The 21202-nt window shown below is 56.7% G+C and carries 22 protein-coding genes and 1 tRNA gene; 6 read left to right on the top strand and 17 right to left on the bottom strand.

What is annotated here, in order from left to right; all coding sequences use genetic code 11:
• Nucleotides 1-19: 19 nt before the first annotated feature.
• The 3 genes from ACR0K9_RS14490 to ACR0K9_RS14480 are packed head-to-tail and all read right to left on the bottom strand — an operon-like array spanning nucleotide 20 to nucleotide 5210.
• On the bottom strand, nucleotides 20-859 hold the full coding sequence (locus ACR0K9_RS14490) for a phosphoadenosine phosphosulfate reductase domain-containing protein (protein WP_480824184.1): 840 nt from the start codon (nucleotides 857-859) through the stop codon (nucleotides 20-22).
• Nucleotides 856-4251: a hypothetical protein gene (locus ACR0K9_RS14485; protein WP_480824182.1), complete on the bottom strand. Its 3396-nt coding sequence runs from the start codon at nucleotides 4249-4251 to the stop codon at nucleotides 856-858. The genes ACR0K9_RS14490 and ACR0K9_RS14485 overlap by 4 nt, the downstream gene beginning before the upstream one ends.
• Nucleotides 4251-5210 carry a DUF4007 family protein gene (locus ACR0K9_RS14480; protein ID WP_480824180.1) on the bottom strand — a complete coding sequence of 320 codons (960 nt, stop codon included), beginning with the start codon at nucleotides 5208-5210 and terminating at the stop codon, nucleotides 4251-4253. The genes ACR0K9_RS14485 and ACR0K9_RS14480 overlap by 1 nt, the downstream gene beginning before the upstream one ends.
• 156 nt (nucleotides 5211-5366) lie before the next feature.
• Between ACR0K9_RS14480 and ACR0K9_RS14475 the strand changes: the two genes are divergently transcribed.
• Nucleotides 5367-6557 carry a cysteine desulfurase family protein gene (locus ACR0K9_RS14475; RefSeq protein WP_480824178.1) on the top strand — a complete coding sequence of 397 codons (1191 nt, stop codon included), beginning with the start codon at nucleotides 5367-5369 and terminating at the stop codon, nucleotides 6555-6557.
• A gap of 39 nt (nucleotides 6558-6596) precedes the next feature.
• Here ACR0K9_RS14475 and ACR0K9_RS14470 read toward each other — a convergent pair whose 3' ends face one another.
• The 4 genes from ACR0K9_RS14470 to ACR0K9_RS14455 all read right to left on the bottom strand — a co-directional run bounded on the left by ACR0K9_RS14470 (nucleotide 6597) and on the right by ACR0K9_RS14455 (nucleotide 8383).
• On the bottom strand, nucleotides 6597-7304 hold the full coding sequence (locus tag ACR0K9_RS14470; RefSeq protein ID WP_480824176.1) for a ParB/RepB/Spo0J family partition protein: 708 nt from the start codon (nucleotides 7302-7304) through the stop codon (nucleotides 6597-6599).
• Nucleotides 7305-7371: 67 nt separating this feature from the next.
• Nucleotides 7372-7656 carry a hypothetical protein gene (locus tag ACR0K9_RS14465; RefSeq protein ID WP_480824174.1) on the bottom strand — a complete coding sequence of 95 codons (285 nt, stop codon included), beginning with the start codon at nucleotides 7654-7656 and terminating at the stop codon, nucleotides 7372-7374.
• A 3-nt stretch (nucleotides 7657-7659) separates the two neighbouring features.
• Nucleotides 7660-7842, bottom strand: a complete 183-nt coding sequence (locus ACR0K9_RS14460) for a hypothetical protein (protein ID WP_480824172.1) — start codon at nucleotides 7840-7842, stop codon at nucleotides 7660-7662.
• A 25-nt stretch (nucleotides 7843-7867) separates the two neighbouring features.
• Nucleotides 7868-8383, bottom strand: coding sequence for an antirestriction protein ArdA (locus ACR0K9_RS14455; protein WP_480824170.1), 516 nt, complete (start codon nucleotides 8381-8383; stop codon nucleotides 7868-7870).
• Nucleotides 8384-8728: 345 nt separating this feature from the next.
• Here ACR0K9_RS14455 and ACR0K9_RS14450 point away from each other — a divergent pair, with 345 nt between their 5' ends.
• On the top strand, nucleotides 8729-9247 hold the full coding sequence (locus ACR0K9_RS14450) for a hypothetical protein (protein ID WP_480824168.1): 519 nt from the start codon (nucleotides 8729-8731) through the stop codon (nucleotides 9245-9247).
• Between the two features lie 15 nt (nucleotides 9248-9262).
• On the opposite strand, the gene ACR0K9_RS14445 is transcribed toward ACR0K9_RS14450, so the two are convergent.
• The 4 genes from ACR0K9_RS14445 to ACR0K9_RS14430 all read right to left on the bottom strand — a co-directional run bounded on the left by ACR0K9_RS14445 (nucleotide 9263) and on the right by ACR0K9_RS14430 (nucleotide 12979).
• Nucleotides 9263-9919, bottom strand: a complete 657-nt coding sequence (locus ACR0K9_RS14445; RefSeq protein WP_480824166.1) for a hypothetical protein — start codon at nucleotides 9917-9919, stop codon at nucleotides 9263-9265.
• A gap of 218 nt (nucleotides 9920-10137) precedes the next feature.
• On the bottom strand, nucleotides 10138-10509 hold the full coding sequence (locus ACR0K9_RS14440) for a helix-turn-helix domain-containing protein (RefSeq protein WP_480824164.1): 372 nt from the start codon (nucleotides 10507-10509) through the stop codon (nucleotides 10138-10140).
• Nucleotides 10510-10641: 132 nt separating this feature from the next.
• The gene (locus ACR0K9_RS14435) at nucleotides 10642-12066 is read right to left on the bottom strand and encodes a DUF2779 domain-containing protein (RefSeq protein WP_480824162.1); all 1425 of its coding nucleotides are present in this window, start codon (nucleotides 12064-12066) and stop codon (nucleotides 10642-10644) included.
• A 283-nt stretch (nucleotides 12067-12349) separates the two neighbouring features.
• Nucleotides 12350-12979, bottom strand: coding sequence for a hypothetical protein (locus ACR0K9_RS14430; protein ID WP_480824160.1), 630 nt, complete (start codon nucleotides 12977-12979; stop codon nucleotides 12350-12352).
• A gap of 1205 nt (nucleotides 12980-14184) precedes the next feature.
• On the opposite strand from ACR0K9_RS14430, the gene ACR0K9_RS14425 reads away from it, so the two are divergent.
• From ACR0K9_RS14425 to ACR0K9_RS14410, 4 genes are all read left to right on the top strand, one after another.
• A complete protein-coding gene (locus ACR0K9_RS14425) occupies nucleotides 14185-14751 on the top strand; it encodes a hypothetical protein (RefSeq protein WP_480824158.1) in 567 nt (188 codons plus the stop codon).
• A 112-nt stretch (nucleotides 14752-14863) separates the two neighbouring features.
• Nucleotides 14864-16411 carry a Fic family protein gene (locus tag ACR0K9_RS14420; RefSeq protein WP_480824156.1) on the top strand — a complete coding sequence of 516 codons (1548 nt, stop codon included), beginning with the start codon at nucleotides 14864-14866 and terminating at the stop codon, nucleotides 16409-16411.
• A gap of 97 nt (nucleotides 16412-16508) precedes the next feature.
• A complete protein-coding gene (locus ACR0K9_RS14415; RefSeq protein WP_480824154.1) occupies nucleotides 16509-16769 on the top strand; it encodes a helix-turn-helix transcriptional regulator in 261 nt (86 codons plus the stop codon).
• Between the two features lie 11 nt (nucleotides 16770-16780).
• On the top strand, nucleotides 16781-17920 hold the full coding sequence (locus ACR0K9_RS14410; protein ID WP_480824152.1) for a tyrosine-type recombinase/integrase: 1140 nt from the start codon (nucleotides 16781-16783) through the stop codon (nucleotides 17918-17920).
• Between the two features lie 63 nt (nucleotides 17921-17983).
• Here the strand turns inward: ACR0K9_RS14410 and ACR0K9_RS14405 are convergent, their stop codons facing one another.
• From ACR0K9_RS14405 to infA, 6 genes are all read right to left on the bottom strand, one after another.
• On the bottom strand, nucleotides 17984-18901 hold the full coding sequence (locus ACR0K9_RS14405; RefSeq protein ID WP_480824150.1) for a hypothetical protein: 918 nt from the start codon (nucleotides 18899-18901) through the stop codon (nucleotides 17984-17986).
• A gap of 86 nt (nucleotides 18902-18987) precedes the next feature.
• Nucleotides 18988-19062: transfer RNA gene (locus ACR0K9_RS14400), tRNA-Phe, on the bottom strand.
• Between the two features lie 79 nt (nucleotides 19063-19141).
• Nucleotides 19142-19324, bottom strand: coding sequence for a DNA gyrase inhibitor YacG (locus tag ACR0K9_RS14395; protein WP_480534059.1), 183 nt, complete (start codon nucleotides 19322-19324; stop codon nucleotides 19142-19144).
• Nucleotides 19321-20343 (bottom strand): ribonuclease E/G, encoded by a 1023-nt coding sequence (locus ACR0K9_RS14390; protein ID WP_480824148.1) that lies wholly within the window; start codon nucleotides 20341-20343, stop codon nucleotides 19321-19323. Before ACR0K9_RS14390 ends, ACR0K9_RS14395 begins: the two co-directional genes overlap by 4 nt.
• Nucleotides 20340-20918: a Maf family protein gene (locus ACR0K9_RS14385; protein WP_480824146.1), complete on the bottom strand. Its 579-nt coding sequence runs from the start codon at nucleotides 20916-20918 to the stop codon at nucleotides 20340-20342. Before ACR0K9_RS14385 ends, ACR0K9_RS14390 begins: the two co-directional genes overlap by 4 nt.
• 11 nt (nucleotides 20919-20929) lie before the next feature.
• Nucleotides 20930-21148, bottom strand: a complete 219-nt coding sequence (gene infA, locus ACR0K9_RS14380) for a translation initiation factor IF-1 (RefSeq protein WP_005978431.1) — start codon at nucleotides 21146-21148, stop codon at nucleotides 20930-20932.
• Nucleotides 21149-21202 lie beyond the last annotated feature (54 nt).

Here is a 21202-nt window from a genome sequence, read left to right as displayed (position 1 = left end):
ACACTATTTCTTAGCGCCTTCACTTGTGACAGGCCAGGCACATTTTTGATGAACCGTACAATTCGTCCAAGTCCAACTCCTCACCGTTTTGGCGCAGAGGATTGAGTTGTCGCCTCTCCCTGAGGCGCTCCAGTCTCTTCTCATAGTCTTGCTTAATCTGGGCCACGCGATCCGGCGCCGTCAGCTCATCCAAAGACTCTCCTTGGGACCAGGTGAAGGGCGAGCCGTGCGCGACAGCGTCCTTTTCGTAGGACTTCGCTTCCTCGAAAGCCTCGGGGTGATGCTCCTTGAGCCGGACCCACTCAATCTTCTGCTGATAAAAACAGAACGTACAACCGCTGCGGGAGCGCCAGTCATAGTAGCGCGGCAAGCCCAGCCCGGAATCTTCGAGAATGTCAGTGACACCGGCCTTGTCGACCCCGTCGTCCTTAAACGGAAGCTTGATGACCAAATTGTCATTCTTGGAGCTGTAGCCTTCGCGGTATTCTTCATCGGCGCGGATGGCCACATAGCTGTAAACCCGCATACCCTCATCAAGTAGCGGCCTAATCCAATGCTCGAACGGGCGCAGTTTGAGTTGGCGGGTGCACCACCGAGTCTGTGGCGAAGGTAAAAAGTTCTTGTACCGCTTGAGCCAGAAATCAAAATCCCTGTCCGGATTGAGCCTTAGAATAGGCTTGCCGAGGAACCCCTCCAATCGACCCAGGAATTCATAAACCTCAGGCAGCTCTTTTCCGGTATCCGTGAAAAAATACTCGATATCCAATTCCGGGTGGTGCTGGCGCATATAGACCGCAAGGGCGGCGCTGTCCTTGCCGCCCGAAAGCCCCAGGACGTGCTTCTCGAAAGGTGCGGTCATGAAGCAGCCCTTTCATCGGCCTTGGTCTCCGCTTCCGCATTCGTGGCGGGTAGCATGTACCGTGCACTGAGTTCGGCGAGGGCCGCGAGAATGACATTGCGCCTGTCGGGTCCGGCACCTGAAAGGGCGGCCTCAACGCGCTCGATAAGCGCATCGACATCCTGACGGTCGGCATCGGTGATCGAGAATTCCTCATGCACTGGCGCCGGGCGGCCATCAACACCCACGACCACAGCCATCGCTTGTCGTTTGTCGCGGCGGCCCTTCACGCGCGCGAAGGACTCATTGCGAATGAATTGCTGCGCCAGGGCGGTCACTTCAATGGCCGCCTTGTCCAGATCGGGATCAGTCCAGGAGCGCGGCGGCTTATCGGCCGCAAAGCTGGCGATACCTTCAATATCGGCCACGCTTCCCTCGAATTGAGAGAGGCGGGCAATAAAGGCCTCAAGGCGGAAATCCCCGCCAAGCGCTCTTATGTTTTCAGCCCTTGCGCGCAATTCTGATAGGGCTTGCGGCGAACCGTTAGGCACCTGCAATTCTTCCAGCATCAAGTCAGTAAGCCTGCGCAGCATTGAAGGATAGGCGTTGGTAAGTTCTTCAAGGCCCTCGCGCACATCCTTTACGATTGCTGTGAGGACTGCTTCATCACCGAGTCCTGCATCTGCCCCAAACGTGGCGGGAATATCGTCAAACAAGAACTTGTTTGGATCGCTCGCATGCTTGAACAGGTTGCGCACATGGACCGCGTTGGCCGAGAGCCGCGTCGTGCGTTTGGTCCATGCATGGAGACGCTCATAAATGGCGATAAGCCCCCGTGCGACGTCGATGGGCGTAAGGTGCGACAGGCTGTTTCTTTCATCAAGCGTACGGACGACATCGGCCATGCCGGACAGAAGCCGCCGCGCCACGGCGGACAGGTCCATCCAACGAAGCTGAACTTCGGACGGGTCCGTGGCCAGCATTTCGACATCGACGTCTTTGAAGCGGGGCTGGAATACGCCTTGGCGGTAGATAGCAACTTTGTCGCGCCGCGACATTATGAAGGCGACAGCAAGGACAGGCATAAGGCCGTCTTTTACGCCAAATGGCGGTGCAGCCCAAAGTTTGTAGAGTTCGGCCACATCGACCGTTCTGTCCTCCGAAGCCGCAAGATGATCGGCGGCCGCCTCCCACAAAGGCATCAACCCGCATGGGTCACTGCCCTTTTCTGGTGGGGCGAAACGCCAGCCTGTTCTATCTTTGATGTAAAGCCCTGTCGCTTCGAGAAGCGAAGCGTAGAGTCCGCCCTCAGCGGGAAAACCCTCTATACCCAGGCGTTCTTCACCTTCATTTACGACTATGTGGCGCAAGAGTGCATTTTGCGCCGCAACCGCATTGCTTGACGGCTTAATCCTATTGAGCAGCTCATTGTGGATGCGCGGTGTTTTCGGATAGCGAGCGTCTGCTAGCTCGGAGGCCATGCTGTTGAGTTCAGCGTGCAACCAATGCCGTTCTTTTCGGCCTTTTCGATGCCAGGTGGCATGATCGAAGGCACGGCGCAACTCCTCTTCGAGTTGCCCTTGCAGTACCGCATGCCGCGCCTGAACTTCGCGCTGCGCAACGGGGTCGCCCGCAAGGTCCGGATGTTCTTCCCTCACGGTTTCAAGGGCTATGAGCTCGCGCGCGAGATCGGTGATCGCCCAGGCACGCTGCGATAACCCGGCGACGATGTCCCAGTCCTGCGATTGGCGCGCCGCTTCACGGCAGGTCTTTTGCGCACGTTCTTCGCTTTCACCGTCTGTCGGTATGGCGAGCAGGAACTGGCCTATCGTCCCTTTTCGCGGCTTGAATGCGGTGGCCTTGTCGATGAGTCCGTTCAGCGGTGCCACATGAACGTCGAACCAACGCAAGGCGCCCGTCTCGTGATAATGCCGTTTGGCAAGGATAGGTTGCAGGCCAGCGAGCCTTTGAAGCACGCCGAAATCGACTTCCCGAACATGCTCAAGGGCGTTACCCAAAGCGCGGTCGATGTCAAAGTCGCTACCGGCATATACCGCGTAGGCATCTGTGAACTTGCGGTAAATGATCAACGACCACTTTCGTAGCTGTTCCAGGGCCTTTTTTGTGTCCGCTTCGGAGAGCCCTCCTACACAGCAACGCAACAAAGCGATGTTAGGAACAAGCCCTGATCGTTCTTTGAACAGGTCGATAAGCGCGACGGCCTTGAGCAGCCGCACGTGGCTTTCATCACCGCCAAGGGCTTCGCAGCGTTCAACGGCTTCGGCGGCCATCGCCCATCTGTGCCCGTCAGGTGATGCCAGGATCGAAGGTTCCAGATTGACACGCAAATAATCCCAAAGCCGATCCGGCTCGAAAATATCTTCATCAGCCGCGTGGCGAATGAAGTCCTGGAATCCGAATGGTTCGGCTGAGTTCAGAAACCCGAAAATGCTGCGTTGGTTTTGGCCGAAACGCCTGCGAGAAATCGGCCCAAGCAGACACGCCACAACGGGATGCAGAGGCCAGCACCCTTCAAGGATTGTCGGCAGATAGGCCGATGATGCCGGTCTTTGCCGCTTTATTTCATCGGCGACAAGGCTTGCCCGCGCGCCCGGCTTGGCGGGGCCGCGGCCGTTTTCGATGGCGCGGGAAACGAGCTCGATCTGCTCTTCGCCCGCTACGTTGACGGCGAGGTCGACAAATCGCCCTTGGATCTTCGACCATTCATCGCGCATTTCCCGGGACAGGCGCCCGGCATAGTCCTCGAAGGACTGGTGCAATATGCCGATCAGGACAAGGCGCCCTCCGCTTCGTGAAGCGGCTTCGGCAAGAAGCTGAAAGAGGTAAACATCAGAGCCGTCCTGCGCGGCGGCCTCCAGGAATTTCCCCATCTCATCGATGAACAGGACCAAGCCGCCCTCACTGCGCGGGTGCTTTGAGGCGATTTCGGTCAAAGCGGCAACGACCTTCTTATCGTTCCATGTCTTGCCCTTACCGCACTGTGCATACCCCCCGGCTTCGATAGCTTCTCCGATGACTCGCGCCGGATCGTCTCGCCGCCCGACAACGGGGAGAATACGCCACCCTTTTGTCTTGGGTGGGAGTGCTTCGAGAACGGCCTGCGCGGTTTTCTTCCCGATGGCAGCGCTCGCTTGTTCACGCAGGGCTTTGTCGTGGCCTAGCAGCGCGCTAAGCGCCACAACGAGACTTGATTTCCCGCTGCCGTACGGACCAGTCCAAGTGAAAGCACCATGGCTTGTTTCCGCGACATGATGCGCGGTGGAAGCCAGGACTGCCGCGGAAGATTCCGGGCAAATAAAGCCCTCAAGCGCCTTTGAATCGTTGAAATCGGCATCGATCCTAACGGCGCGTTGAAAGCGGCGGGCAACATGGATGCGTTCAGCAAGGCTCATTACGCCGCCTCCCTTTCCGTCATGCGGCCATAGTCCGCATCAACAAAAGCCAAGGCCGCCTCAAGGTCGAGATCGCCTTCCCGTATGACCTGTTTGAGACCTGCCGTTTCAGACCAACGGAATGCTCCGTTTGTGAACTCTTCGAGATCAAGAAGCCTGCCTGCTACATCGTTCTCATCGAGAAGGAAAACGCGCCCCGGCGAACCCGGCTCATGGGCAATAGCCTCAAAAGACAATGTGCGCGCGGGCGAGTGCGCCCTCCAAAAATCAATGAGTGCGTAAAGAAACACGCCGCGGCCAAGCGTTGATTTCGGGCCACGCACAAATCGGAAACCGTCTTTTTTCCCGGTCGCCTTGATAAGTCCAAGCTCTGCGAGCGGCGATTCAAGAGTGTCTTCGTGCGATGCCTGAGCGGTCGCATGCCGCGCCACATAGGTGCGCACGAAACACTCAACATCGCGTTTGATCGTTGTTGCGGCAACCCGCGTCCATGCGCGATCTTTTGCAACCTTTTCAATGCCTTTGGCCAAGTTCTCGCGCTCGAAGCTTGCACCGGGATAGTTGCAAAAACTCCAATACCAAGTCGTCTTCTTGGGGTGCCCGGCAATTTGCCAATGAATGAGCCACAAGCTCGCGGGATGTTCCATGTATGGATCGAGTCCGGCTGCACCAAAGAGCCTTCTGCCAAGGGCTGTGGTAGCCATGGAATTTGGCGCCTCACTGTCGACAAGGATACCTGCCGCCGTCGCCCAATGGCGCATGGACGCCACCATATTTTTACCGAGGCCAAAGCGAGCGATAGCCTCATCGGCCAAGAAAACAGACTTGCTGCCCGGCTCACCGTCGCATTCACCAATTGCGTCGAAGGCCTTTTTCAGCCATCCGTATCGCAGCGGAAAGGTCTCATGACCGGACAATTGTGGTGTGTAATCATCTAAAAAAATTGGGCCGCGTGGCATTGTTTTTCTCGAACTGGAGGATTGATCCAGGTCGACACTAACGCACAATATCTGGTATGGTCAATCTTGGAGCTGGAGATATCCCCCAGATATTCAGCGACCTTGAGGAAGAGCGGGAGGAAACGGGAAGATTTCCCGTAAGACATTATAATTATTATGAAAAACAAAAACTCATACTATCTGGACCACCAGGCCACTACACCGCTCGCTTCAGAAGTTTTCGAGCAGATGACCCCATATATCGCGGAGTCGTTCGGAAATCCGCATTCTGCCGATCATGCGCGCGGCTGGAAAGCGGCGCAATCTGTGGAAATGGCCATGAGTCGCATTGCCGCGCTGATCAGCGCAGACCCCGATGAAATCATTTTCACCTCCGGCGCCACCGAGGCCAACAATCTCGCGCTCCTGGGGCTTGCCCGCCGTGCTTCGCGCGGCAAGCGGCGCCGGATATTACTGAGCGCGATTGAACATAAATGCGTCCTTGCCGCCGGGCGCGCCATCGAAAGAGAGCTTGGTTTTCAAATTGAAGCACTCAAGGTCGACGCGGTCGGCCGCGCTGATTTGGACCATCTTGAAGAGTTGATCGGCGATGATGTTCTGGCCGTCTCGGTCATGGCGGTGAACAATGAAGTTGGCACGATTCAGGACATCGAGGCCATCGGTAGGATCGCGCATTCCTGCGGCGCCGTGTTCCACTGCGATGGCGCACAGGCCCCCTGCGCGATGGATATGTCAGGTTTGGCCGGACATGCCGATATGGTCAGCCTGTCCGCCCATAAAATGTACGGCCCGATGGGCATCGGTGCGCTCTATATCCGGCGCGATCTGCAAGACGCCATCGAGCCACTGATCTATGGTGGGGGGCAGCAAAACAATCTGCGATCCGGCACCCTTCCCACCCCGCTATGTGTAGGCATGGGCGCAGCGGCCACGCTCCTGGGCGGTGATAATGCATCATTTGAGCGTGCGCACCTTGCACGTCTGCGCGACCGTTTTGTCCAAAAACTGATGGCTCTCCCCTATCCAGCAACACTGAACGGACCACCTTCGGGAGAAATGCGCCACCCTGGTAATGCCAACATCCGGTTTGAGGGATTTTCAGCGCAAGACATTCTCGGTGCGCTCCAACCTCACATTGCGGCGTCGAGCGGTGCCGCCTGCACGAGCGGCATTCCTGAACCGTCCCACGTGCTGCGCGCAATCGGGCTTACAAATGATGAGGCGGACGCCTCGATCAGATTCAGTTTGGGGCGCGGCACAAGCGAAGAAGATGTCGATGAGGCTGCTGCTCTGATTGGACGTGCGCTGAGCGAATTTGAGAACGAGCACTTGATGCACATCGCTTGACGCGCACATCACGCGGCGAAATCTCAGCACTATGGAAACTTACGGCCTTGCCTGGATGTCAGCAAGGAAGGACAGATCGTCCGCGCGGGGGAAAACGCGCAGACGATCTGTGGCTGCGTTAAGCCGCTTCCTTTTCGGCGCCATCGGGATCGATAGCCGGAAACTGCATGGGTTCGGGAAGCCAGTTATTTGCCTGTTCCAGCCGTTCGTTTGGCTGTGGCGTACAAGGGTCAGCGTTTCGACACAGGCAAGGCTAAGGCGATTGTCGGCCAAGGCGGTTTTGGCTTCGGCGCAAAGCCCGTTCAGGCTCAAGCACCTTTTAATCGTTTTTCGCCCCAATCCGGTTTGCGCCATGACATCACCAAGGCTGACACCGTTTTGAATGAGTTTGGCAAAGGCTTCGGCTTCTTCCAAAGGCGCTAAATTCTGGCGCTGCACATTCTCTACAGTGGCGATACGAGCCGTATCGTCTTTGCTAAGTTTTGCCCTGATTTCTACCGGAACGGCGAAGTCGTTGGCGATCTCACCGCGCTCGGCCAGCATTTTCAGGGCACGGTAGCGGCGCTCCCCGCTAATGATACGGTAGCGCCCCCCTTTTCCCTTCATCGGAATGACGACGAGGTTTTGAAGAACCCCGTCCTGTTTGAGGCTGATCGCCAATCCGTTTAGTGCGTCGTCGTCGAATGACTTGCGCGGGTTTTCTTTCGACGGCATCAAGGATTCCAGTTTAACTATTTGTAATGACATAGTTTTTTCCTTTCTTAATATTTTGGTTTAAATCTGTGCCAATCCGGCACACGGCAGCGTCCTGCGTCTATGCAAGGCGCTTGCGTGTACGGGACTGCTCATCAAATCCTTGAAGCGGAAGGCGCGAAATCTCGTAGAATTCTGGGTCCAGCCCTTCGCGCCATGCGCTGAAATAAGCGTCAATCGCTTCGTCAGCGGAATGGCTGTCAATCGCCCCATATTGCTCTGTGAGGCCGTTGTCCCATTCCTCGGCGACGTAGGCGAATAATTCCTTTCGCGCGCCCTGCGCGCTCATATGGGCCGAAATATTGCACCCGTAGCGGTGCGTAATGCTCAAAATCCAGATATCCATGCTCTACGCCCTCGCTCTGAATTGGTATTGTTTGCCTTTTTTGACGACATGAACGGATTTCAAAATCTTGCCGTCCGAGAGCCGCCGGATCAGTCCGCTTTCGGTGATTTCAATATCCGTGCCGCAATAGAATTTCCTGATACTGGCAAGCAGGGCGTTTTGGGTTGGTGCTGATGCGAGCAACATGGGCTTTCTCCTTTTCCGTGATTAGTCAGTGGCTCCAAAAGACGTGGACTTCCTGAAATCCTGTTTCGATGGTGAACACATCGCCATTCAGCGCCATGTCGCGGGCTATGGCTTCATAGTCGATGTAATAGGCCAGGTTTTCAGGGATGGTCGTTGTCTGCTCGGTGAGTTCTTGCGCGTAGTCTGCAAGTGACTCATAGGTTCCCGCGTAGTTCTCGGCGGCGGTTCGGGCATCGTCGAAATCACCGCAGAAATGGGAAAGCAGCGCTGCGCCGAGATCGTTTTCGGCAATGAAAGCGGCTTTCTCGTGTACCTGTTCAAAACCTTCATATTCGGACAGGCCATTGCTGCCGAATCCTTCGTAATCGTGGATTGCGTATTCCTCCGCCCCTTGTTCGGGGGAGTCTGCAAGCATGGCCTGAACCTGTGCTTTTATGTCCTCCAAGTCCTGCGTGGCATCTATCCACACGCCATGCAGTTTTCCCGCGTTGTAGGCGGCTAGATCGGCAACATAGATACGCGGTGTAATGTTCTCACTCATTTGATTTTCCTACCTTTCTCACTCAAGCCCTTTCAAAAATTAAGGGTGGGTTGCGCTTGCAACCCTGCCTGAGCGGCGAGCGAGGATGGGTCCGGGGCGAAGTGTCTTTTTGAGCATGAGCCGGGATGCGCTCCGGCGCGGGCCACACCTGGCCTGCGACCGGGCGCAGCCCTGCCATGCCCTTCTCAAAAAGCGGTTCGATGGGGAGGGAAAACTAGGTTTCCCTGGCCCCCGACTGAAAAAGAAAACAAAGGATCAGCGCCTGGTGAAACGGCGATGGTGTGACCGCAATAAATTGGCGGACCCTGAACGTCGCTAAATTGCGGCAGCGCAACACCCGCCAACATGGAAATGGGCAATCAAGTCCGACATACTGAAATCATGGATAGACTGCGCGACAAATCAGTGCCTGAACTGCTCTCCTTGCATGCCGCCATTTTGGAGGAGTTGCGGACGCGTGGCGTACTACGCTCTGCGAACAACCCAACCGGCGATCTCGCCGAATACTTGTTTTGCGCAGCCTATGGCTGGGCACAGGAAAGCAATTCAGCAAAAGCCTTCGATGCCAGCGACAAAAGTGGCGCGCGCTACCAGATAAAGGGCCGCCGCTTGCACCGCCGCAATAAATCACGGCAGCTATCCGCGATCCGTGATCTTGAAGGGTTCGACACCCTTGCCGCTGTGTTGTTTGATGATGATTACAGGGTATGGCGCGCCGCGCTAATTCCCGCCGAAGTAGTTCGCGCGCACTCGGCCTACACCGGCCACACAAACAGCCACAGATTTCTGCTGCGCGACAACGTTTGGGACATCCCAGGCGTTGTGGACGTTACTGAAAATCTGCGTAGAGCCGAACAGCCATAGTTAGCGGTGCTTTCTTCAAAGCACACCGCGCGCATCAATGTGCTCAGACGCCGTCTCCGGGGAAATTAGGCGTTCGAGAGAGATGAGAGCATAGAGTAGCTCCTCCCTGATAGCTGACCGGGGGCGGCGGTCTCCCGCCTGATTTACCGCGTCGCGCAAACTCAAGACCAGGGCTGACAGCTCCCGCAAACGGCTGTCACTATCACGGGGCCACAAAAAGTACCGGGAAACAGAATGCTCTGCTGCGCGTTGACCTGGATTGCAGGGACAAGCATCACGGCAGGCGGTTTGACCTGTTAGCATGGCATCAAATTCGGAATCCATCACCACGCCGTCGACGACGAGCTCGCCATCCTCCAGCAAATCGGCGTCGGTACGCCCGTCGTCCAAAACGTACCGCCAATAGCCGGTATCGCCATCGAGCTCCCATGTGGCCATTTCTTCGTGGTGTGGATCGCCGCAGGGTGCGTGGGCGCTCACACCTATCGCGCCAAGCGATCTGAGCCCGCTTTCGAATTCGCCGCGTAGCGTATCAAGGCGGTTTTTTGTGAGCCAGTTGGGAGATTTGTCCCAAAACCGATCACTCGGCGCATTCTCTACACCGGCAATCAGATCGATAATCTTCTGACGGCTTTCGGCTGCAAATTTAAGTTCTTCGTCCTTAATAATCATGGCGTTGGTCCTGTGATCGGCCCCTTCGCAAACGCAGGCGCAATACAAACTGCGTTTGGGCCGTTGATATCTCGATATGCCCAGGCACTTGCATACACTTCGCGCCAGGGATCGTCACCCTTGGGGCCGAAACCGCTGTGCGGGTTCGGTGCGCGCGGCGCGCATAGAGCCCGGTTGCCATTCCCGTCCGGGATGGCAAGGCGCCCAAAAAATAATCTTCAAGTATCGGGAGAAAAATGCGCCCTGATTGCCGCGGCCACTCGTTTGTGCTCAGCCTTCGTGCGACCGCTCAGGAGATGCACGATCTCGGATTCCTCTGGTGAAAGCGCAAGAACGTCCTTTGCGCTGCGGGTGCCTGAACCGGGAAGCCCGCTAAAGAAGGCGGCGACCTCAACGTCAAGAAGGCGGCTGAGATCATAAAGATTGGCACCGGAAATCCGGGCCTTCCCCTGCTCCCACTTTGAAAGCGCCGATGCGGACACGCCTATGGCCAGGGCAAGCTTCTGGGCGGACACGCCGGTGCGCTGTCTGATGAGGGCAAGGTTTTCGCCGATCAGCCTGTCGATTTCATTGGGCGTATTGACCGCCATGGCGATAATTTTCTTCTTAAGAATATGATGTTAACCGCAAAAATAGCAGCGTTCATTTTGCCACAGCCTGCACATACAGCCAAGAAATTTCACGGGCCAAGCGGCAACGCGGCGTGGATATCTTTTGGCGCATCAGATCAGCCGCTCCATCTCCTCGAAAATGCGGACCATGGCGTAGGTGTCGAGCTTGCAATATTCGAGCAAGGCCGCGCGTAAGCGCTCACGCTCCGGGCCGGGTGGCTGGTCGATGAATTTCATCCACCCGTCCATCGCTTCTGTGCCCCCGGCAATGTCCATGCCCTCATATGTCAGATCAGGCGCCAGAACCGGCAGCACCTTTTTGATCGAAGTCGAGCCGCCAAAGCGGATGTCCACATATCCGGTCTTGAAGATGTCTTCGAGATCGAGCGTGCGGGCAGAAATGTCGCTGAGGAATGCGGCTTTGTCCGGATAGAGATCACCCATTTCGCGGTTTCGGGTGTTCTCAAAGCTCTTGTGCCAGGAGATCAGGCTGCCGCGCGGCCCTACCCGGCGCTCAAGTTCCTCGATGAAGGCCAAGGGTAACTGCGGTGTTTCGGCCAGATATTCATGGTGCGCAAGCGTCACATCGTCCGGCGCTTGTTTCACATGCAATGAGAACTGAAACGGCAACTGAGACTGCGGCTTCACGCCGTCGATGAGCGGGATCGCTGAGGCATAGGTTTCGTAGTCAAGGAAATAGAGCGGGTACTGCGCCTGCGCAAAGAACGCCGCAAGCACATCTGCGTTGATGATCGGCGCGCCGTTTTGAGCGGCCGATAGAACCAATGCCTGATTGGCCGAAACCTCGTCCTGCCCGATCTGGTCGAGGGCAAACCGGCCCTCATTTGAAAACTGGACGATCTTGTTTTTGTGCAGGCGTGGCAGATCATAGATCGACGGCTTGGGTATGCCGGGGTTGAAGTAATCAAAGCTATCGCAGTGCTTGCTTTTGCCGAGCTGAAGGCAAGAGCAAGCGCTTTCATCAATCTGTTCTTCGGCCAGCAAGGCGAAGGCCGCGCTAATCTGCTCGCGCGTTTCATCGATCAAGCCGCGCACTCTGCTCGTCTCATCGGCAAAGGTGAGAAGCTGTTGCGGGTCGATAGCACCCGCGCGGATATAGGCGCCGTTGAGATGAACAATGAAAATGCGATCCACCGCCGCGCCGTTCGCTTCGGCGGCGATTGTCTGGAATGCGGCGTCCTTGAGCTGGTTGTGAGGATTGCTGTCCTTGACCGATGTCGATGATTTCACCTCGTAGAGATTGATCGTTCCATCATCGTTTGTCCGGACGACGTCCGCTCTGGCCAGCATCCCCTCCGCGGTCTTGAAAACACTTTGAAAGTCATAGCGGGCAGCATCCGGCCCGCTGCGCAAAAGCTGTTTAACGTAGCCTTCGACCTCATACCCTTCCTGGGTCAGTTTCCGGGCGTAATCGCTGAATTCGCCCTTGGGGTAGATGTCCGGTTTATGCAGGCTAAGCCACAGTGACTGGGGGCAATTCAGATACTGAATGAATCCGGTCTTTGTAAGTTCCATTCGCGCGCTCCGCTATGATGACCGAATGCCAACATCAATAAAATAAAGGCTTTTTCGCAGGCTCGACCCTACTACACCGGCGGATCGTTTGTCCAATGAGAGCCATCGCGGCAGCGAATCATCCTGCACCGCGCGCCCATCGAAAGCACTTTGCCGGTGACGCCCCTCATCTTGTCATAACGCTACAAACGATGCGGTTTTCTCTCCTTCGCAGGCAAAAAGAAGGCGGCGGCATCCCGTTCGGTGTGCCATGGACCGCGATTATGCCAAGTGATGAAGGCTATCAGGACGGCGGTTTTTCCATAGTGTCGGGAAAGCCGTTAAGCTCGAACCCATGGGACCGCGCAATGGCCGCGATCTTGGTTTCGAATTTGTCGATATGGCCCTTCTGCTTCTCTAAGTATGTATAAAATTCATTAGTGCAGGACTCTTGAGTCCGCCCCTGCTTTGTGCGGGTCTCCGCGCGCTTGGCACGTCTTTGCCGGTCTATGCGCGTATCGTGGCGCAGCGCTTTAACGTTAAGCCAAACCTTGATGCCATTGACGTAGCCCATAGCGTTGGCGGTCTGCGACCACATCAAAAGCCCCTCTTCGCGAGCATCGCAAAGATAGCGGTAGATTTGCCGTGCGGAGCGGCACAGATGCCGTCCGAGAATTTCTCTTGTGGTTTCTACCGAACGGTCGTGCCCGGCCCAGCCGACAAGTAATGCAAGCAGCATCTTGGTGCCGGGCATCAGCCGTGGGTTCTTGACCAAGCTTTGTTTGAGCGGCAGCACGAAGGCTCCATTATCAACCGGAGGGTGAATGGATTTGCGATACGGCGCGCCTGCCTTGCCACATTCGGCACGCCATGGCGCGAGCGCGGCAATGGGCGCCGTATAGGCGAGGCTTTGAAAGCTCTGTATGTTTTTCATGCTTGGTTTCCTTTCTTGTGTGAGAAGAAAACCCGCGCCGAAATCAGGCCGCAAAAATCCGCTGCAAGCAAATAACTTGCAATAAAAATAAGGATGTGAGACAGTCAGTTTGTGAGACAGACTAAATTCAATTGAGGCCCGCCCCTGGCGGGTTTTCTATTGGTGAGCGAAAAATAATCTCCCTTGATAAGGCGTTAAATAAATGAAACCCCCGAATAGAGCGCGGGCGAAATTCGGTGTTAAAAGAATATGGAATACTGAATCAGTGGCGAGCGCCACTTGACTATCCCTCCACAACCAGAAGTAAATTGCAATTCGAGACAAGTCGGCCCTTCTCCGGCGCGTGCGGGCGCGCAAGACAAACAGACACAAGAAACGTTCGAACCGGACGGTATTCATGGCGTGAGCAAAAGGCGCAAGGCAGACAATTGAGGCAGACAATAAGAACCTGCGGGCAGCGCGGCGTTAACAATCGCTACGCGCCCTACTCCCTGACGAATTGAGAAGGATTGTCCTGTGTGTTGGCGTAGAAGCTGCTGTGCAGATCAGCGCTTGCTTTAAATGGGTTGCCTGTACGGCCTAATGGGCCTCCCTTCTGAAAAGTTTTGTTGCGAGAAACTGGCGGGAACGAGCCCGCCCCTAAAGAAAACTATGCGGCGATTCTGGGCGCCGGAAGAAATTTACTCTACCATGGCGGGATATTATCCACAAGAAGTTGGGGAAAATTTCTGTATAAATTACCGCCACTTAGGCTGTGATGGGAGGGAGGATTCATAGGGAAAGCACCGGAAAAGGTACGCCCTTTACCCCGGAAAACAAAGAGCGCCTAGCTGCTATGCCAACGCGCCAAAAACAAGGCTGCGGCGCGATCAACCCAGACAGCACGCCGCCGCTTTCCGGTAACGTTCCGGGGAGTAGGGGGCGGAAAATTTCCGGCCGTTTCCGTACCGAAAAAAGACGGGGGTAGTGCCCGGAAACGGTGCGGGGAAATTCCGGCGGGAAAGGGCGCACATCAGCGCTTATTGGGAAATCGGGCGCTTCCTGCCCCGGAAAGTGGAGGAAAGGGTGCGGGGTTTTTCCGGCAGAACAGGGCGGAAATCTCTTCTGGGGATATTTTGCAGATACGGGCAGTGACGCTTTAGGAGAGGCGGGCGATTTGGTATTATAGGGTTGATTTTTATTCATCTTTTTACAGGGCAGTCACTATGAAATTGAATATGACGCAGGCGGCCGACCGGCTCGGCATTACCGCGAAGACCTGGCGGAACTGGCGCAAGCGCGATGATTTTCCGGCATCCATGGAAGAGAACGAGAATGGCGATCCCGTGATCGATCTGTCAGAACTGATCCGCTGCTGGCCTGAGCGGCTGCAAAGCGATGAGCAGGGCGCACCCAAAAAAGGGGAGAAGGGCCGCACACAAACGCCTGCGGATGCCGAACTCGCCGCGCAGCTTGAGATCAAGCAGGCGCGTCTTGAGATGCTTCAAGAGGCCAGTGAGGACCACAAGGAACAGATTGCTTTCCTCAAGGAACAGGTAAAGGCCCTGACAGAACAAGAGTCGATAAGACTGAAACAGATTGAAGACCGCCGGAAGAAGGACGAGACGCAGCGCGCCTCTGAAAACGCGCAGCGCCAGAAAGAGCGGGAAGCCGCGGCAAAGTTCCGCAAGAGAAGCGAAGAACTAGAGCGCAAATTAAAGGCCTACCAGTCCATGGGTCTTTGGGAACGGCTTTTGGGCTGGCCCAGGCGCGATGATCGCGCGGCCGGTTGAGTTTCTTCAAGAGCGCCTATATTTATGGAAATTCACAGATCGCCTAACAAGCAATCGATTTTCACAAGATACTTGCTGACAGATTAAGAATCTTGCTTTACAATTGATTTTCATGAGTGAAGAGGCCACAGATCAGTTTTCAGGACGCCAGAGCGTTTTTCACGACATAGCGATGCCGGAACCCGGTATTCCTGTCGGCTACGCGGCGCTCATCGATGCCTATGGCCTTGAAGTGCCCTGGCCGCGCCTTCTGTGCGCGATCCGCGAGAAAAGCCCCAAGCTTGAAAAAGAGCGCTGGCGCTACTTTGGGCCGCGCTATCAGCCCAAGTCCAGCCTGGAAGGGCACTTGGTGTTCGCGCTGAGCCATGAGGGTATTGATCTCGCGGTACTAAGGCGGCTGTTTGCAGCCACAGGCCCGCAGCCCATCGAGGCGGTTGTGCGCGGCAGCCCGACCGGAAAGTTCGCGCGGCAGATTTGGTTTCTTTATGAATGGCTGACCGGGCAAACACTTGATCTCCCCGATGGCGCCGGTGAAGTCGGCTTTGCGCCGCTGATCAATCCGAAACTGCAATATGCCGGAAAAGGTGTGCGCTCAAAGCGTCACCGGATCATAAACGACCTCCCCGGAACCCCCGCCTTTTGTCCGCTCGTCAGCCGCACAGCGGCACTTGACGCTTATCTGGCCGAGGATTTGCGCGCAAAGGCCCAGGCCGCCGCCGCCGCGGTGCCCGAAGACGTGCTGTCCCGAACGGCGGCTTTCCTGCTGCTGGAAGACTCAAAGGCGAGTTTTGCGATTGAAGGCGAAAGGGCGCCGCATGACCGTATCAGGCGGTGGGGCGAAGCGATCCGTGAAGCGGGCCTGCGTCCCCTGGAAGCTGATGACTTGCTGCGTTTGCAGCGTATGGTGATCGAAGACACGCGCTTTGTGCATATGGGGCTGCGCAAGGAAGGGGGCTTTGTCGGCAAGCACGAACGCGATACCGGCGCGCCGCTGCCCGAGCATGTCAGCGCGTGCGCCGAGGATTTACCGGAGCTGATTGACGGCCTGATCGCCTTTGATAGGTCCGCCGCGCACGGCCTTGATCCGGTCATGGCCGCGGCGATGCTCGCCTTTGGTTTTGTCTATATCCATCCCTTCGAAGACGGGAACGGGCGGATACATCGTTACCTGATCCATCACGTGCTTGCTGAGAACGGCTTTAACCCGCCCGGCGTGGTGTTTCCGGTGTCGGCAGCCTTCCTTGAAGAAATCACGGCTTACAGGGGCGTGCTCGAAGATTATTCACGCAGGCTGCTGCCGCACATCAAATGGGAGCCGACCGAAAAGCAAAACGTGCGGGTTTTAAACGATACGGCAGATTTCTACCGCTATTTCGATGCGACCGCGCATGCCGAGTTTCTGTTCGCCTGCGTGAAGCGCACGATTGAAGTGGATTTACCACGCGAGGCGGCGTTCCTGGCTCGCTATGATCGCTTTGCCGGGGCCGTGAACGCAAAAATCGACATGCCGGAGCGCATGATCGATCTGTTGTTCCGCTTCTTGCACCAGAACGAGGGCAGGCTTTCAAAGCGCGCGCGGGAAGGTGAGTTCGCAGCGCTGAGCGATGACGAAGCGCAGGCATTTGAAAGCCTCTACGCGGAGATATTTGTGCAGGAGTAGCCCTGAACTGCGTCCGGTGCGTGTCATCGGCGCCCGCACCAACAAAGGATATCTTAGTGGCTGATCGGAAATTCCATAATGCTACGGAGTCCCTACGGTGGCCGAAGACAAGGGCCATATTACGCGCAAGCTATGCCTTGGCGCCGGATTGCCCCCGCGCGGCTTATCGCGCCGGGAGGCGGCCGCGTATATCGGCGTATCGCCCTGGCTGTTCGATGAGATGGTCAGGGACGGGCGTATGCCGGGTCCGAAGCGGATCAATACCCGCACCGTATGGGACCGGCTGGGCGTAGACGCGGCCTTTGAAGCGCTGCCGGGTGATGATGAGCAGCCCGGCAATCCATGGGATTTGGATTAGCGGAGGAAGACATGGCAAAAATCCTGATGAAAGACGGAAGCGGCACCTTCACGCTGAAATATCTCATTGAGGACACTGATCGGCACGGCAATGTGCGTATCTATCTGCGCAGGCCCGGCCACAAGAAAATCCGGCTGCGTGAAGAACCCGGCACCCGCGCCTTCCTTGATGAATACTGGCAGGCCATGGACGGCCACAGCGCGCCAGTGCGAGCAACACGACCGGCATCAAAGCCTGTCGATAAGAAGTCCCTGAGCTGGCTGTGCGGACAGTATTACACCGGCGCGGATTACAAGGCGCTGTCTGCGCGTACGCAGTATGTGCGCCGCGGGATACTTGAGCGTTTTTGCGAAAAGGATGGCGGCAAGCCCTACGGGTTACTTGAAACGCGCCACATTCGCGCCCGCCGTGATACGATGACAGATCGGCCGGAGGCAGCAAATGGCATGATCAAAGCGCTGCGTCAGCTTTTTCGGTTTGCCGTGGAGTACGGGTTCGCGGACCGCAACCCGGCCAAGGATGTGCCTTATCTGCGCTCAAGCTCGCAGGGGCATCATAGCTGGAGCTTCGAAGAGATCAGCGCTTTCGAAGAACGGCACGAAGAGGGGAGCAAAGCGCGGCTTGCCTTGGCGCTCTTGCTCTATACCGGGCAACGCCGCTCGGACATTGTGCGGCTCGGCCCGCAGCACCTAAAGGAAGGCTGGTTGCATTTCACGCAGGAGAAGAACCGTAACCGCAAGCCGGTGAAGATGGCGATCCCGGTGCTGCCGGAATTGGAGGCGGTGATCGACGCCACACCGAAAGAAAACCTCGCCTTCCTGGTAACGGAATTTGGGAAGCCCTTCACATCGAACGGCTTTGGTAACTGGTTCCGCAAGCGCTGCGATGAAGCCGGGCTCAAGCACTGCTCGGCCCATGGGCTGCGAAAGGCCGGTGCGGCCCTGGCCGCAGAGAACGGGGCAACCGAGCACCAGCTCATGGCGATATTCGGTTGGTCCACTGTCAAGGAAGCGGAGCGCTACACCAAGGCGGCAAGGCAGAAAGTGCTCGCGGCTGCGGGTATGAAACACCTCCGCCGTGCTCAAAACGAGAACGAGATAGTATCGCTTATTCCAGCCAAAAGAGGTGGATCGAATACGCCAGCTAAGTAGACAAGAAATCAAAATGCTCGGAGGAATTGGGTTCGCGCCCGATAGAGCGTTCTTGGAGCTGCGCTATGGGTAAACATCCTCGCGGTCTTCTTGGTAGTCACCAACGACCCATATGAAACTCTGGATATCAATGCGGTCTAGCGGGTTCAAATCCGCTAGTTCCTTTGCTGTCTGTTCAGCCAGTTCAAGTAGCGATGAATACACGCCCAGCTCAAGGCGAGGCTCGTAGACCGCAGCAAAGGGGTGGCCGACCCGAGTGGCAAAATCTTTGGTCGCTTCTGGTTTTAGAAACATGTGCTGTTGTGGGCGCCACAAGTACGGAAGGTAAGTAACGACAGTCCATTTTGCGCTGTCGTATGGCTTAAGAACCGCGGCCAAACTCGTCAGGGAAGACTGATCGCCCTCGACTGTGAAGCGCGCCAGCGCCCGCACTATGGCATCGGAATCATCACCTCGAAGCGCGTCCTGCAATTTGGTTTTTTCGAACGGTGAAAGCATATTGGTTGCTCTGTATACCGAGAGCACGGCCTCTCCAAAGCCGGAGCCCTCTAGGGCCTTTTCTAAAGGCGCTCCTTCGTCCAGCTTTTGCTTGGCAGCAAGCTTGTAGTCGCGCTCTTGGCCGCGGTAGCCATCGGAATCAAAGCCATTCGGGAAAAACTTGAGAAAGCGCGTACGCGCGCCTTGGTAGCCAAAATACTTGGGGTCAGATTTGCCTGCATCGTTGTGTAGTTGACGCCAGACTTCTTCGGAATCCGGACCTGTGACACAAATCTTGCCGTCAGCTAGGCCGTAATAGTCCCCGCCTTGTTCAACAAGCCGGAGATCACGCTTTCCCAGCTTACCGGTTCTAATGGTTTTTGCCTTCGCCAATGCCGTGCTCCAATACGCGTCAATAATCGCCCCAAAGGACTTCGGCAGACAGGCTAACACACCGCCAAAGTTCAGCAAGCAGCGGCGGCAAGGCGAACGCTTGCCGAACAAAAAAGTCCCACTTTTCAAAGTCGAGCTGGGCGGTGGGACAAAACCGACCCTTAAGTAACTGATAAGTTTAGACCTTGGGGAGTGAATGGTGCCCGGGGGCGGAATCGAACCACCGACACGAGGATTTTCAATCCACTGCTCTACCCCTGAGCTACCCGGGCACGGGAACGACTTTTGACGTTGGGTGGAGGCCTTCTATGACTTGCTACCAGCAGTGTCCAGAGGCTTTTTCACATTTTTTCAGTGCGGTCGCCCTGACGTGAAATCGCTCGGGTCAGGTTCGATATCGGGGTCCTCTTCCCGCTGCGACGGAACTGCGTATGAACCGTTCAGCCATTTGGCCAGATCGATGTCTGCGCAGCGTTTGGAGCAAAAGGGACGGAACTCTGGGACCGTATCACCGGCGCAGATCGGGCAGCTCATTTCAGGATCTCCGACAGCGGCACGCGCGCCCGTTTTCGCTGCAGCTCAAAATGGCCCAAGGGGGTCCAGCCCGCGAGTGTGGTTTCATCGGGGTCGGTCTTGAAAGCCCCTCGCAGGGCCGCTTCGAAACCGCGCCTGTCTTTCTTGGGCATCGGGGCAAGATCCAGCACAATCTGTCCCGCCAAACCGCGAACACGCAATGCGCGTGGCAGGATTTTTGCACAGGCGAAATTCGCCTTGATTCCCGCTGCAAGCGAGGTGTCCGCACCGGTGTTCACATCCACCGCAACCAGCGCGCGGGTGGGTTCGATGTAAAGATATCCGCCGCCCGGCAATGGTTCGGCGATGCCGCGCGCGACATCCAGGGCATCCAGTACGCCATGGGCTTCGAACCCTCCGGTACTGGTTACAACTTCGGCCGGGTCGGTCCAGTCGCGCCATGCCAGGATATGGGGGCCGTCGCCTTCACTGAGGGTTTCGGGTTGATCACCGGAATCGTTCAACACCTGCTCGGCCTGAAGGCGCATGGCGGCAACATCATCTGCGATTTCGCCACTGTCAGCGCCAGCACAACAAGACCGCAGGATCAGCCCATATGGGCTGTCCTCCATCTGATCATGCGCGATTTCCAGCAGCCGGTCTCTCTCATCCTCGTCACGGATGCTGCGGGAGATGTTGAGGCCGGGTGCATCCGGCGTGATGATGGCATAGCGGCTTTTGAACAGGTTGCGATTGGTCACCGGGATGGCCTTGCCGGGTTCGGCGTAGCCTGACACCTGCACCAGCAGCAGGGCGCCGGGGGCCAAGCCCTTGACCTGCCTCAGAAAGGCGGGGCCGTCTGGAGTGGTCAGGAACATGCCGCCCTGCCCTTTCACCGGGCGATCGGCGCGGGCGCGATAGATCGTGCCGGGTGCGGGGGCATCTGCAGCAATCAGGAAATCATCCAGCTTGCCGTCGACCATAAGCGCCGCGGCCTCGCGGCCTTGGATGTGGTCCAGAACGATGGTGCGACCCTTCATGGTTCCTCGCGATAAAGTGGATAGCCGATACCCTGCAGCAGGGTGGCGGTCTCGGACAGGGGCAACCCGACAATGCCGGTGAATGAGCCCGAAATCCAGGGAATGAACGCACCCGCGGGGCCTTGAATAGCATAGGCGCCGGCCTTGCCCTGCCAATCACCCGTAGCCAGATAGGCGTTGATCTCGGTGTCCGAGAGGCGCTTGACCTTGACCTGCGAGACGACGTCACGCTGCAGTGTTTTCTCACCACGCCGGACGGCCACCGAGGTGATCACCCGGTGGCGTCTGCCGGACAAAGCATACAGAAACTCGGCGGCCTGGGCTGCATCTTCGGGCTTGCCCAGAATGCGCCGCCCCAGCGCGACCGTGGTGTCGGCACACAGGGTAACATCGTCACTATCCGCCTGAACAGCCTGCACTTTTTCGCGCGTGATGCGATTGCAATACGGAACCGGCAACTCGCCTTTCAGAGGCGTTTCGTCGATTTCAGGAGGGTGTATCGCATCGGGCTGCACGCCAAGCTGCGCCAACAGGTCCAGCCGCCTTGGGCTGCCCGATCCGAGAATAAACGCCATTGCGGCAGGCGTTACTTGAAGCGGTAGTTGATCCGACCCTTGGTCAGATCATAGGGGGTCATCTCGACCTGAACCTTGTCGCCGGCCAGAACACGGATGCGGTTCTTGCGCATCTTGCCTGCCGTATGTGCGATGATCTCATGGCCGTTTTCCAGCTCGACCCGAAACGTCGCATTAGGCAGGAGTTCCTTCACGACACCGGGAAATTCGAGCGTATCTTCCTTGGCCATGTTGTCTCCACATTTAAGTTGCACCCGCAGAATCTGCGGGGATGTGCGCTTAAA

The organism is Ruegeria sp. L12 (genome assembly GCF_056531745.1).
The sequence above is the reverse complement of the archived record's forward strand: the minus strand, read 5'-3'. Positions and strand labels throughout refer to the sequence as shown.